Below are 14,075 nucleotides of genomic sequence, written 5' to 3' on the forward strand. Positions count from 1 at the left end.
CCACTTCATGTGGTTTATTTGTTGTACATTTTTTGCATTGACTTTCAACATTCCAACCATTCCTCTTAAAACTAGTTTATAATCTCCAGAAAGCTCATTTTTAATCATTTAATTTCCGAGTATCTATATTATTGTTTAAACCTCTGGAATTCGTTTTTCAACCTTATTTGATTTTGAGTTGCAAAGTATTGCTCCATTTGAATTAGTATGTCTAAATCTTGTTTCTATCTCAGACTTCTCAGACGACGCTTCTCTTCGAGCAGGATAGGCTTGTAATAGATTTGAGTGTATGTTTAATCGATAAGTATCTCTGGCTGTTTGCTCCCGCTCTTAATGTAATTTTGGTAGCTTTACGAGATACTCAAACCTATAACTACTATACACGGTCAGGAAACCTTCGAACCGTTTTAGCATCAGATGGTAGGAGATTGTATTCGCCTGCAGCTGAACAATACTTCTGCAAAAACCTCTTTCGATAATGATTCACTTTCAAGGATTACCCAATTAACGAAAAAGTCACGAACTACCTTTAACTTATTGACATCCTCTAGGACTTTCCCCCCTATTGAATCAACAATAGGGCGTTCACGCACTCTTAACTCATCAGCATATTTGAGACATGCATCTAAAAAATCTCGTCTGTACATATCAATTCCTTTTTTGTCTTGAAGAATAGCTTGCTTAAGAGAATTAAACTTTGTTAAGCTCTCATTAGTTGGAATTGGAATATCAGTAGATATATAGGTTGGTTTCTTTCTAATATTCGTTTTTAGATAGAGATATTTTCCATACATTAGACGTATTAAACGTTCCCAATTCTCGTTTTCAGTTTCTGGACTTGAGAAGTTTACCCATATTGGTGATTTTAAAAATATGGGTAAATACGGTTCTCCATTCTCATCAAACTCACAAACAATAGGTATAAATTTAGACTGCTCAACTTTATCGTAGACTTCTTGAGAGATTATTTGTGATTCTGTACCCACACCTGCCTTACGTAAATCTGCTTTTTCGGTATATATCTTGTCGCATATTACTAAAACATTTGTAACAGAAGAATCTGTGATCATTCGCTCCATAAACGCATATTTGTCATGACCTTCTTTAAGGTCATAAATATCCAATATTACTTCAATACCATCACCAATTAATCTTTCAGCCCAATGGTGAACAAGTTCTTAGCGAGATTGGTTACTCCAACTATATGAAATAAATACTTTTGGTTGCATGAAATATCTCCCCCATTCCTGTGTACTATAATATGGTTCTTTTACAACATTTCAAATTTCGTTCTTGTATTAATGAACCTAGAGCAATTAAGTCACCGCATGAAACGGGTTGCCAGACTTAGGATCGCAGGAGTGGTAGCAGCTTTTGCTTCATCTCAGCTGAATTTTGATTTATCGAATCTGTTTCATTAACTTCTGCTAACCAAGGCGCAGTCGAGCTTGACTACGATGTTATGTGATTTCAATACCTTATTTGAATAAACTTGATATTTTTTCTCTATTATAAAACCTTAGATTGGATCAAGATCCCTCTATTAATTTCAAGAATTTTTAGTAGTTCACTGACTTTATTTTTGTAAAATTCATCAGCAAATAAATTGGCATCCCTTTCTGAATTCTGATCATAATAATCTTTTATATTTTCTGGACTTAGAATTAACGCCTCTTCAGTGTACATATTTTTTGAGTATTGCCATGCATGACGAATTTCATGGAATACATTCCAAATAACTTTACATTTAATTGCATCACTTTCAGTATCGTCTAAATTGAATGGAAATATCTTTATCATTTTAATATCATCAAGACAAATACCAATTGGTACAGCTGCTTTGTTTTCTAAAATTGTCTTATACGATTCATCTAACATATTTGGTGTTTCATTTCTTTCTCTCTCTAGTTCTTGACGATTTTTATATATATAAATATGATATGGCAAAGTAATATACTCTTGATCTAACAAGGATACACATTCACGTAATTGCTTTCTATTAATAATTGAAGGACATCTACTGGTAAATTCCATAATATCTCCTCGTTACTAAATATTATTTTTATAAATTAGAATTAATTCTTACGATGATTTCACATAACGTTTCGTATATTAACGCCGTCCGATGAATGTGTCCACAGCAACAACTTCCTTGAAGCCGCTTGTGGGACTGTGGGCGTCAGCCCGATGCGTGAATTTGGTGTTATAGAAAATCAGTTTTAAGTTATTTTTCTTGCTTTTTTAATTTTACATATGCATCGTACGTAGAGAGGAACGTATAGAACATCCAAGGAAGATAAATATCATGATCATAATTATTTTTTTGAGACATGTTATTATGCCTTATTCCAAAGCTATTCAATATATTAAAAAGATCCGCCTCGTTCTTTCCTATCTTTTCTTTTAAATCAGATCTAATAAATTCTAAAGCATCGCCAATTTCCCTTATGGCCGCTTTTTTATCCTCTTTATTCGAGCCGTGTTTTAAATATAACTCCTTAGCACGACGAATTTTAACATCTATATTTTCTTCATCACCATAAATTTCAGTGTTATCAACGAGATTTACAAAACTCTCTTCCAATGTATTTCTAATGTAGCCATCGTTGGAAAGTTCCCAGCCGCTAGAGTATTGCTTAAGAAATATATTTATTTCGTCACGAAATTCATTTTGAGCAACAGCCTTTTTTTCAGGAATTGATGACACTTCAGTAGTGCTAAAATAATCATCTTTTATAGTAACCAAAGGATAATTTATGTATTCATGCAGTAGCTCTACCACATCAAACAAATCTTCTTCTTTATAATAGGATGCATTCATTGGATGCATAATATTTCGATTTACTTTTCGCATACAAAAGGCTTCGAAACTATTACCAATTATCCTATCATCATCAGATATACGTTTTCCCAATAAATCAATGAAGTAATATTTTTTTGTGAAATCTTCATATACTGATTGGAACGCTGATTTTAAATCTTTTAGTACCAACGGCTTTACAGCACCTTGTCTTTGAGAGTAATAACGTCTTTCATTCATATTGTTATCATCCTTTATCTAAAATCTTTTCTGATTTCCTGTAACTATCTAATTTACGATCTTCGTTCTTCAATTAAGCGAAATATGAACTGTATAAATTGGTGAAATAATCCAATTATGTTACAACAGTTATTGTATTAATTGAATATATCGCCAACATATACAATATTAAGTTTCTTATTGATAATGGCGTAGATCCCCTTATTAAATAAGGCGTGCGTCATGTAAGTCCCTACTTCTACTCGGAGATATTTGTAGACTTTGATAATTAGTCAATATGATACTTATCAAAAGTACCTTTAAACCCACATAGAGTTAAAATAACGGCATGCTTAATCATTTCGTTAAAATCTGAGTGATCATTAAAATGCCATACAATTTTTGTTGTATCTAGTTTTTTAAAAAGTTTTTCAAAATAGTACCTGTCTACACTGCCAAATGAAAAACCGTATGAATATATTTCAATTATATCGTTAGAATATATCTTATTAAAGAAGTTTCTATTTCTATATAATATTTTTGATGTCTTTTTCCGTATAGATTGATGAGCTTTTCTTTTTAGGCTCACATATTCATAGTAATCTGTTACCATGTCGCTTATTTTTCTCGGCTTTTCACCGTGACCCAATTCTATCCCTTTAACAATAGTCTTCCCTTTCACAGTCATTCTCTTTCCATGAATATGACAAATCTGGCTTTCAGGTATATTGTAAACTTCTTCTAATGTCTCAGTATAGTTGAATGTGAGAAAGAGATCTTGATCACTAGTTAATGTACGAAAATCTGGCTTAGGACGAGATTTTGATATATTGATACCTGCAATCCAAATATCAAAATATTCCTTCATAGTAGATACAGCGATTACAATTTCAGAACCTTCTAACTCTGTCATAGTTATTTCTGTATTAAATCTTAGCTCAGGTGCTTTAGCAATTGATTCTTCTATGTCACTCCAATTATCTTTATCAGTAGCACACGCACATAAAGTTTGGAAAGCAAATCGTTTTGTATCATCTACATCTAATGTACCAATATCATCGTTTTTGGTTCGATTACGTGATATTAACTCAATCTCTGATTTTTCATCATCTTCATCGTAATAAAAATCTCCCATATTAAATGAATTTTTATAGTCTACAAACTTAGTAGGAAGCCCATGTGCGGAGTCAAATCCATTTCCAATAATAAATAATTTAGTCATAAAAATTCCCTTCTATCTGTTTCCTTTAGTTTTCTTCAAACTCTATCGTGCGAGATACGTAAACAACATTTTCACCGGGATCAAAGAGTTCGGATACACCTAAAAACATTAGATGATGATTGGCACGATGAATGCTTTCACAGTTAGAACCGTTGTACATACACCACTCATTTGCTTCTGAAATAAGTGTTTCATCAAATAATAATTCAGCACCATCTTTCACTGAAAACATTAAAGATTCTCCAATTACATCATAGATTGCTTGACATGGTACATTATTTTCTGGGCACTTAATAGTTAAAATAATAGGATACATACTGTCACTCCCTATTCAGAGATGTTTGTAACGACATGAGTCTTACAATTGATTTGCCATAAGGCTGGTTACACTCTCGTTTCTAAATTAATATCAATGGTAGGTTTAGTTTAATAGACAATTTTTTTCAGTTTTCCATTTCAAATTCTTTACATTCTGATTCGATTAAAAAACAGCAATCGGTAGTATATTAAAGTTATTTAGCAAAACAATTTCATTATACTGCTGGTGACTAGACGATTTCTTATCTATCATTTGCAATCTTTTGGATTGTGTTTCTATATCTTCTATATGTCTGGTCCTGCAAGCCGTATAACAGTGGTTTTGTTAGTTGATTAGTCCAATTATTTAATGTTATTTTCGCCAGAGGGTATTCCATATAATGTTCAAAATTGTTATAGGTTGTTTGACGTGATATTAAAATACCCTTTTCTCCCTATCTTCTTTATATTTTGAAAAGTCTTCAATCTTATTTTTTAATTGTACGCTAATCTCTTTTGTTTTCTGAATTTCATCTTCGGTGAAATCTTTATAATCCCTATCCAACATTAAATTCAACTTGATTTCTGTCTGTTTCAATTTCTGTTCTAAGTTTAAATCATCAAAAGGAATTGATTTAAACTCCTTAATAATATCACTTACATATCCTGAAAAATTACTATTAGAATTCAAATAGACGATTCTGTCTATTTTTCTTCGTCTATCGTACAATAAGCTCAGTAGTCTAGTTTGTTTAAATTTACTATTCGAATCCACCTAATACCCTCCTTACTAAACAAAAAAATGAATGGGATTGTTATTGATTTACCGGCAACTTTTAAATTTTTCTTTTGCGACTATATAATTAATTATTATTAAAGGGTGTGAATGACTATAACGGAGTATATCGTAAACAGTATTTATTTCAGAGGCTTACCATATTCCCAAGCCACATTATCAGCTTAGTGATAATATGGATTAATTTACTAATATTTAGTATTCGATTCATTAATGCATATTACCTCTTTTATTTACAATTTATCACTAAATCTCGTATCGAATCTAACCAACTTAGCTAACCATACTGTCAACTAAAATACTTTTAATCGCTTAAAAACGATCCCCAGAAAGTACTGGAAAACAACATACTGACTTTCCACTCGAACAAATCGGTTAACCATATATGTTCTTGTCCAGTTTCGGCTAACCATACAAGTTCTTGTCTTTTGCTCAGGACTATTGTGTATGATTTAAATTTTCCTAAGATTTATCTTGAGATACTCTGTCACTAATTTATGGAGTTATGGAGTAATGAAATTTATATAAATCCATAGTTAAATTCGAATTGATTTGAATGAATTATGCTACCATTTGGATAACTAAAGCACACTAAACATAGTAAATATTAATCCGTGATTATTTCACTCTGAAAGCATCACCAAGTTGCTCATTCTGACATCATCGATTCTCAGTTAGAGCATCAGCAATATTCTGTTAGGACATCGTTGGGTTATGGAATGTCATGCTGCCTAGGCAGCATGACAGAATGACCTAAAAATGGTTTTGTTTCTTCGCTTGAAATTGTCTCATGTTCAGATTACCTGTAAACACCCACGCTGCATTATGAACAATTCTATCCATCATGGCATCAGCATGGACACCTCCGCCAAGGCGTGCATGCCAGTCTTCTTTCATGAACTGAGTACAAAAGATAGTGGAACTAATATCATGTCTACGTTCGATCAATTCGAAGATAAAATATTGTTCTTCCTCTGAAAGTTCGTCGAGCAACCATTCATCGAGAATCAGTAGCTTATAGTTTGCAAATTTCTTAAGCAGTTTAGATATCCCTTGTGATGTCAGTGTTGCCTCATCTCGCAGCATCAAAAGATCTGGAATTCTAATGTATTTGGTTCTTATTCCTTGCATGCAAGCTTGTTTCCCAAGCGCACACGCGAGGTAGCTTTTACCTGATCCCGTGAATCCATGGAATATGATGCTAGAATTCGTGTCGATGAACTGTGTCGTAGAAAGATTGAGAAGCTTCTCCTTGTCTAATCCACGATCGATAAAATAGATATCGCTGAATGAAGCATTTGTCATGCGAAACTGTGCTGACTTTATCAATCGCTCTACTTTGCCGTTGTGCTTTCTTTGATAGACGAAATCGATGGCTAACTTCATGCGATACTCAAAGGACAGACTTGAGTAACCAATGTTCTGAGCTTGCTGATCGATGGCTTCGATCATCTCACTGAAGTTTAGTTCACGAAGCTTTCTTCTTGTTTCTTCATTAAGCAGAGTCATTTATTGGTCACCTCCGCTGTAATACTGTGAACCGCGGACGTAACCCTGAACGCTCTGATTAAGTTCCTTAGATTTTATCGTTTCCTTCTTAGATAGAAAGACTTGATCCTGATTTGACGACAAGATGGCTTTCAGGTTTTTATACCGTGGTGACCTGATCCGTTCTAGTGCAAGCTCACAAGATATTTCGAGACGTTCAGATGAATACGTTTTGCTTAATCTCAGTACGAATAGAGCAGAGTTATATCCTTGTTCTTTCACTCGGACGCTAGTGAAGATCCGGTCTACGACTTCGCCTGTACACGCGCCGATCGAATAGGCCCAATTTTTAATACGCTCATCATCCCATTCCGTATGATGGAACTTGTCCGGCAGATGCTCGTCACACGTGGACCATTTGTACTTCACATAGTCAGGGAGCCTTTTGTGGGTGTAGAGCCGTTCACTATTATAGTAGATTTCAACCAGCGAGTCCGTAATCTTAATATCTACCTTTTTACCGACGAATTTGTAGGGGGCCGAATAGCGATTTGTTTTGTAAGCAACATGGCAATCTAGGTTTATGGTATGACCGTAAACCCACTCAGCGACTTCATACGGCGTAGAAGGTAAGTCACGCAGATGTTTACGTTCCACTTCATTGAAAACTTCCGTACGGCTACCTTCTCGCTTTTGAAACGGTGCATCGTTAAAGTCTTTTAGCTTACAGCCTACGGCAATCTTTATCTCTTCCAGAGAGTGATACACTTCATTTCTGAGCTTAGCAATGATGGCAGTGGCTATTTTCCCTACGGTACTTTCTACGGATGCTTTCTGTTTGGGGTTTCTTACCCCAGCTGGCATGATCACAGTGAGATAGTGATTTCCGAAATCTTCATACTTTTTATTTTGGACAATGTCGCCTTCACGCGGATGGCTGATTACGCCTGTCTTCAGGTTATCGCAAGTCACCCTAACCGTTGAGCCGCCAAAAAACTCGAGCATATTTATATTGCATTTCAGCCACGTATTTTTGCTTCATATCAAGGCACGGCTCGACATACGAATACTGGTTGTAGGGGAGAGTCGCGACAAACAAATTTACGTTGATCATTTCTCCTGTAGCGCGATCGACAATGGCCATCGTAGAACCACTCCAGTCGACTTCACAAATTATACCGGGCTTGTGACGCAGATGATTGGTTAGACTATTCGCTGTTACATGCTCGGAATAACCTTCACAAAATTTTGTGTACCCCATGGATAATGTATTTGAGGTATGACATAAATCCTTGTATTCATGCCATAAGAGCTTTAAATTAACACCTGTTTTCTTCAGTTCTGTATGGATATAGCTGTAGTCTGGTAGATTGTAGAGCATCTCAGAGACATACTTGTCGGGATAAAACATCCGATAGACCTCTTCGTCTGACTTGTCTTTGACATCATCGTAAGTGATGCCAAGTTCGCTTGCCCTCCTACAAACATCACCAACAGAATGTTGAGACATCTTTCGCGAACGACAGATTTCCCTTTGCGATAATTGTGCTGCACGAAGCTCTAATACAAGCTTCACCTTAATTTTCTTTGCCATTTTTTTGTACTCCTTCTCATAGATAGTTGTGAGAGTTTCTCTCGAAACTAATACTATAAGAAGTGATGTTATTACGCGGATTGATGATGCCATTGTGCGAATCTCTTCACAAAGTTGTGCCGATGCTGTGTAGCGTATTGGTGATGCTCAAATGCGAAACGGTGTTGCCTTAACAGTGAAATAATCATCCGAGCTTCTCGGCTAAGAATACATGTCATTTAAGACCATTCCTTTCTTTTATTGAGCATGAACATCTCAATTTTAGAAGATTGGCCTTAAATCCTATATCTTCCACCCGTAAATCGAGTGGTTTTAAGTAACACCACACAACTGGTTAAAGCCACATTAGAAAAGCCGTGCTGGGTACGAATTCTTATTATATGTGTTATTGTCTTTCGACAAGATATTAAGAAGATAACAAAAAGGAGCCATGAAAGCTCCTCTATAAATCAATATTAACTGTTCAAGATGTTGAACATCTCTTTTTTGTCTTCATATGCCTTTTCGACTGTCCTGCTCTGTTGATCGTGCAACGCCATTTCTCTCATAATCCTTAACTTCAAATTTGTTCCATAAGGGTAATTTTCGATTGGTGCTAAGCTATTGCAGTAATATTATTTTAAGACTGACATATTCCAGATGTAAGTTTTTTAATAACATTTTCGTAACGTTGGATTTCTTCCTTTGTCACATTCGTTTGTTCACGGTACACAGGCATCAATTCGTTGTATCGCTTAAAAATCACTTCTTGTAACTCCTGGTCCAACTCTTGCTCTTTGTTTTTATATTGTGAAATACCCTCCTGAAGTGAACTAACAGCAATTATAATATGATTTAGGTAGTCCATATTAATTATTGCGGATATTGCCTTGTCCTTATAATCATTCGGATGAATCAATACTAACCTTTTCCAAAGTTCTTTAATCAGTATTTTGTACATTTCATCATGTATATTTGCTGAAGATCGAAGAAAATCATGAGAGGTTTTCCATATATAACTGTAAGTATCACTAGCATTGAATTGTTTGTTGTGCATCAATTCACTAGCAATTGCACCAACGATAATGAGGTGAGCCATTTGATCACGCGATTTATGGTGTTCTTTACTATTATACTGCCAACCCTCGTGAGGTTTTTTTGTCGACTCTATTACTTGTTGAATCTTCAGAGTAGGATCAGAAGTATAAAGTAATAAACTAGCCATATACCGAACAAAATTATAGTCGTCTTGATGACTATAAAATCCCCCTCTCCAATTATCTACCGTTAACAGATCGTAATATGCTTTCCAAATCTCATCGATTGTATCCACCTGAACTTCTTTAGAATTGAAAATGATTAATGTTGATATAAGGATAGGAGTGTTCCCATTTTTAAAACTTAGAATTTTTTTAATGAGTTCTGGAGAATTCTGTTGTAAAGCTATCTGCTTACTAATTGCTTCTCGAAAATGATTGACTGACTCCCCCTTTTTTTTAACGATAAGATGTGGAATTATAGCGTATATCGCATTCATTCCGAGCAAACTCTGTCCGGAAACTAGTATATTCGCCAATTTATTCGACCGTTGAGGAAGTTCAATATTGAACCAGTTATTTTTTTCCTTTTCCATTTGCTTTCTAAATGATTCAACCTCATCTATCACTAATCCGTCTACTTGAGTTAATCCTATTAATTTGTTACTCATTTCATTCCACAACTCTATAGCATGTATCATCAATAGAAGTAGAAGATTTACTCTATCATCTGTTTGATAATGACCAACATTTAAAATCTCCACTATTAATCGTTCTACAGTATCCAAATTCCTTATGTCTTTTACAGCTGTGACCTGTATTGGCATTATAGGTAAACTCATTACCCATTGAATCCAACTACTAAACGAATTATCTAGTAAGAGTCTGTTACGCCAGTCAAGCTCTACTTTTAGTGTGAAAGAGTAGTATGCATAAAATTCATTAATTATCTTCCACTTATTTTTAAAAATGCCTAATTGTTCGTCTTTCAGCTGTGCATCAAAGCTCCCCCATTGGCTTTTGTAACTGAGCCTTCCATAAATCCTAACAAGTTCTAAAATATTTTCGTATGAAGGTGAGTGGAAAATTTGTTGTTCGATAGAGTTTGACAAATTTTCAATATGCTCCAGCCATGCAGCGTAAATACCATGGTATTTTATCAAAAACTTGGATAGATCATCCAAATTTAGAATTTCATTTGATAATGATGCAATTTTCATACCAATTTTTTTATCAAGTACCAAGTATTCAATTTCATATTCATTAGGTTCCCTATGTTGCTGCTCGACAATAGATTGATATAAACTATTCGCTGCCATCAGTAAACCGATAGGTAAATCCTTAAGTTTAGGCCTATCTATACAAGAGAAAATCGATGGATTAATTAGCGAAAGAATTTCATAGGCCAGCCAATTCGATACCATTTCTAAATCCTCAGTTCTACAATTACCTTCTAGAAATAGAGCTTTTTGTTCAATTTCTAAATAGTATTTGCTTTCTAGAGGTGGCCTTATAAGAAATCTCGGGTCCTGTGTCATGTACTTAATCTCCCATTATATTAGTATTATGCACTATATGTAATATTCAATTAGCAGGCTTTATGAATTATTTCGATTAAATCGAGCCAACAGCCTTTTAAATAATCCACCTAATTTCGAAGATTTAATCGTTTCATCTTTTTTCTGCAGCCAGTTATACAAGTCAGTAGTATCATTATCGCTATTCCACCAAGTCTCCGCAGCATCAATTAACAGTTTTGAGTCTGGTGCCCGAAATAATGTAGTAGCTCGTGAACCAAATTCATTCAAGGAACTCCCTAATAAATATACTTCATTGTCAATCACCAAAAAACGATCATGAAGAGGACTTTTATCTCGACCTACAAGAGCTCGACACTCAATATTTAATCTTGAATCTTGCTCTTTTATCTCCTTAAGAGTCCTTACTATCTTTTCTGCATGTGTATGAGATTCATCAATATTACGATCCGCTTTGTCTTTCAGGAATGCTATGGAGCTTATTAATCGAACTTTTACTTGTGAATACCGTACCACTAATGCATATTGAACGATATCGCTACTCGAAAGGTAAGGATCACAAATAATACATCTTTCTTTCACTGTACTAAGTAATTCCCTTACAATTTTCTTTGCGCGGTCAGATGATTCTTGGGTACCGCCTGGAAAATACAAAAAAACTCGTTTTTCTTCTAATGCTTTCAATTCTCTTTTTGCATCACTTTCTATTAAAGTATTCTCTACAGTGTTAGTTTGAATCTCTCTGGAATTTATCGTTTCAGATATGACATCGAACTCAGTCGAATACGATTTTCTTCCTGTTGTATCAATGATAATAATTTAACGTTTTTCCCCAACTATCCCAATAGATATATTGAAATGAGAATTGAAATAGTTTTCACATTCTTCGATTAAATCATTATTTGCATCAAAAATTCTTGTATGTAAACAATTTGGTTTATAAGGAAGAGTGATTAACAAACGGGTCTTATCTATTTTTTTTCTAATGACAAAGCCATTTCCTAATCGTCTTTTATCGTTGAGTTCTACAACTCCATTTAATATAGACTTTCCTTTTCTCTCAAACAGTTCTAGGATAAGATCACTATTTATAGTTAGTTTTTCATGCATTTTCCTTAGAATGGGATTCGGCATTCGCAAGATACAGGCCCCAATATATTCCTCATAGCTCCGTAATTCAATTCCTAGTTCCTTATTAGCAAAATCAGTAATATCATCTCTTTCTTTAGTTGTTAGCATTGCCAACGTTTTTTTTTCTAAATCCATTAACGTTATGACTTTACTAGACATCTTTCTCTTAGGTAATACTGCACCTACTGATGTTCCCTCTAACAAATTTGGTGGAATTATCACCAAGGACTCATTAGGTGGTTCCTCAGTTAGAACACCAGCGTTTTTTAAATCAAAAAAATTAATACCATCAATTGTCAAATTGCAGTTACGTGCTTTCATTGAGCGGTATATATCAAGACCTTCCTTGACTGAAACTAATAATCTGCTTACATATACAAACCTTTTATTACTTAGCTTTAATCTTTTAACATTGTAAATCTTTGATCCAGAACCTTTAGATGTGATTAACTCTGATTTTTCTTGATCTTCAGGTCTAAATTCAATCACTGTAAATAAATTGAATTCTTGTTTGTTTGTAGTCTCATCCACAAGGAATAAGAGGGTGATTTCTGTATCAAGATATTCTTTAGCTTTTTCATCAAGTGAATAATTTGAGTTCAAAACTTCATTCCTCCAAACATCATAAAAATACTACCTTCCTTTTTAAAATCAAATCACAACACCTAATTCCTTTAAACTCTCAAATGGAGCTTTCAACCAGGCTACTTTTGTTTGAGATATATATGCTTCAAGTGAGTTAATTCTTTAGATTAGCTCTGTCTTAGTGTACCTTATGTATTTTTCTCTCACTCTTGATATATCTCTATCTGACTTGAACCTTAAATAGTCATGTTTATGTCGATAGACATCCTTCCCCAAATAGTCCATATATCTAAGGGTTCTATCAGTGAAATAACAACCGGTAGTATCATGCCCAATGAAAATTAAATGGATTTTCCGTTATCTAAAGGACTTACTAATCATTACATTAAAAGCCTCTTCAGGTATAAGGAGCTATAATTTAGTTTCGTAGATTAATTAGACCCTAAAGTTTGTAAAAACTCGGTATGTGGTTAACTGAATTACTTAAAATCATTAAGAACTACAATTCAGATAATTTTGAAAATAAACTATAAACCACTCTTCAGTTATAAAGTTAAAGAAATCGGTTAACAATACATGTTCTTGTCTAATTTCGGCTAACGATATAAGTTCTTCTTCCGACCAAAAGACAAGAACTTATATCGTTAAAATAAAAAACGTGCTTGGCGCCGATTTTTATATATGTTCTTGGCCTACGACAGGCAGATACGAATAATCTCTTGAGCTAAACGCTTATTTTCGAGAGCCAGCGGCCTTCAGGACGCTCCTTACGACAGTAATAGTAGCTACTTCTGCTAATACCAGTAACATGACAGATGTTTAATATAGAATGTGATTTAGCATGTTTGTGAATGCCTTTAACGAGTTCACGGACACTTATTTTTTCGCGAATATGGTCATAGCTTTTTTTAGGATGTCATTCTCCATTTCAAGTTCTTTAATCATTGCTTTCATTAATTTGACTTCAAGATCAGAAATTTGTTCTTGATCAACCATAATTTCTTGACGTTCTTTGATCCATTTATATAGGGTTGCTTTACTTAGACCATACTCGCTCATTAATTCCTGAACTGTTTTTTCCTGACAGTGAAGGTCTACAATCATGCATTTGAATTCATCGTTATACCGATTCTGTTGCTTGCTCATGTGAACACAACCTTCCTGTTATTTTTATTTTAACAGTCTACCATTTTGTGTCCACTTCTTTATACTAAATCCAGTTGACAGTTTGAGGGTTAAATAAAGAGCCGTAAAACGTCATTAATGAAGTGCTCCCTGTCAAGTGGACAGTGTAAAAAACAAAAATAGTTAGGTTAGATACCTCGGCTCGTTTTAACAGAGCTGAGGTTCTTTTCGTTACGCAGCTCTTCGGTATTCGTTAGGTGAAAA

12 protein-coding genes and 1 pseudogene are annotated in these 14,075 nt (G+C 34.4%); all 13 read right to left on the minus strand.

What is annotated here, in order from left to right; genetic code table 11:
- Window positions 1–413: 413 nt before the first annotated feature.
- Window positions 414–1,163, minus strand: a pseudogene (locus tag ACFSTH_RS11765) (SEFIR domain-containing protein); the annotation flags it as partial.
- Window positions 1,164–1,509: 346 nt separating this feature from the next.
- Complete coding sequence (locus ACFSTH_RS11770) at window positions 1,510–2,034, minus strand: hypothetical protein (RefSeq protein WP_377771415.1); 525 nt, start codon at window positions 2,032–2,034, stop codon at window positions 1,510–1,512.
- A gap of 190 nt (window positions 2,035–2,224) precedes the next feature.
- The gene (locus tag ACFSTH_RS11775; RefSeq protein ID WP_377771413.1) at window positions 2,225–3,040 is read right to left on the minus strand and encodes a hypothetical protein; all 816 of its coding nucleotides are present in this window, start codon (window positions 3,038–3,040) and stop codon (window positions 2,225–2,227) included.
- A 268-nt stretch (window positions 3,041–3,308) separates the two neighbouring features.
- Window positions 3,309–4,241, minus strand: a complete 933-nt coding sequence (locus tag ACFSTH_RS11780) for a bacteriophage abortive infection AbiH family protein (RefSeq protein WP_377771409.1) — start codon at window positions 4,239–4,241, stop codon at window positions 3,309–3,311.
- Between the two features lie 25 nt (window positions 4,242–4,266).
- Window positions 4,267–4,473, minus strand: a complete 207-nt coding sequence (locus ACFSTH_RS11785) for a hypothetical protein (RefSeq protein ID WP_377771407.1) — start codon at window positions 4,471–4,473, stop codon at window positions 4,267–4,269.
- Window positions 4,474–4,974: 501 nt separating this feature from the next.
- The gene (locus ACFSTH_RS11790; RefSeq protein WP_377771405.1) at window positions 4,975–5,313 is read right to left on the minus strand and encodes a hypothetical protein; all 339 of its coding nucleotides are present in this window, start codon (window positions 5,311–5,313) and stop codon (window positions 4,975–4,977) included.
- Between the two features lie 774 nt (window positions 5,314–6,087).
- Window positions 6,088–6,843, minus strand: a complete 756-nt coding sequence (locus ACFSTH_RS11795) for an ATP-binding protein (protein WP_377771403.1) — start codon at window positions 6,841–6,843, stop codon at window positions 6,088–6,090.
- A complete protein-coding gene (locus ACFSTH_RS11800; RefSeq protein WP_377771401.1) occupies window positions 6,844–7,794 on the minus strand; it encodes a Mu transposase domain-containing protein in 951 nt (316 codons plus the stop codon). It lies immediately after the preceding gene.
- A 1-nt stretch (window position 7,795) separates the two neighbouring features.
- A complete protein-coding gene (locus ACFSTH_RS11805; protein ID WP_377771399.1) occupies window positions 7,796–8,416 on the minus strand; it encodes a hypothetical protein in 621 nt (206 codons plus the stop codon).
- Between the two features lie 619 nt (window positions 8,417–9,035).
- On the minus strand, window positions 9,036–10,970 hold the full coding sequence (locus ACFSTH_RS11810) for a hypothetical protein (RefSeq protein WP_377771397.1): 1,935 nt from the start codon (window positions 10,968–10,970) through the stop codon (window positions 9,036–9,038).
- Window positions 10,971–11,030: 60 nt separating this feature from the next.
- Window positions 11,031–11,789, minus strand: a complete 759-nt coding sequence (locus ACFSTH_RS11815) for a VPA1262 family N-terminal domain-containing protein (protein WP_377793688.1) — start codon at window positions 11,787–11,789, stop codon at window positions 11,031–11,033.
- Window positions 11,790–12,704 carry a hypothetical protein gene (locus tag ACFSTH_RS11820; RefSeq protein WP_377771395.1) on the minus strand — a complete coding sequence of 305 codons (915 nt, stop codon included), beginning with the start codon at window positions 12,702–12,704 and terminating at the stop codon, window positions 11,790–11,792. It abuts the gene before it with no gap.
- A gap of 858 nt (window positions 12,705–13,562) precedes the next feature.
- Window positions 13,563–13,832 (minus strand): transposase, encoded by a 270-nt coding sequence (locus ACFSTH_RS11825; RefSeq protein WP_377771393.1) that lies wholly within the window; start codon window positions 13,830–13,832, stop codon window positions 13,563–13,565.
- Window positions 13,833–14,075: the final 243 nt, after the last annotated feature.

It is taken from the genome of Paenibacillus yanchengensis, from assembly GCF_042684845.1.
Classification (GTDB): domain Bacteria; phylum Bacillota; class Bacilli; order Paenibacillales; family Paenibacillaceae; genus Pristimantibacillus; species Pristimantibacillus yanchengensis.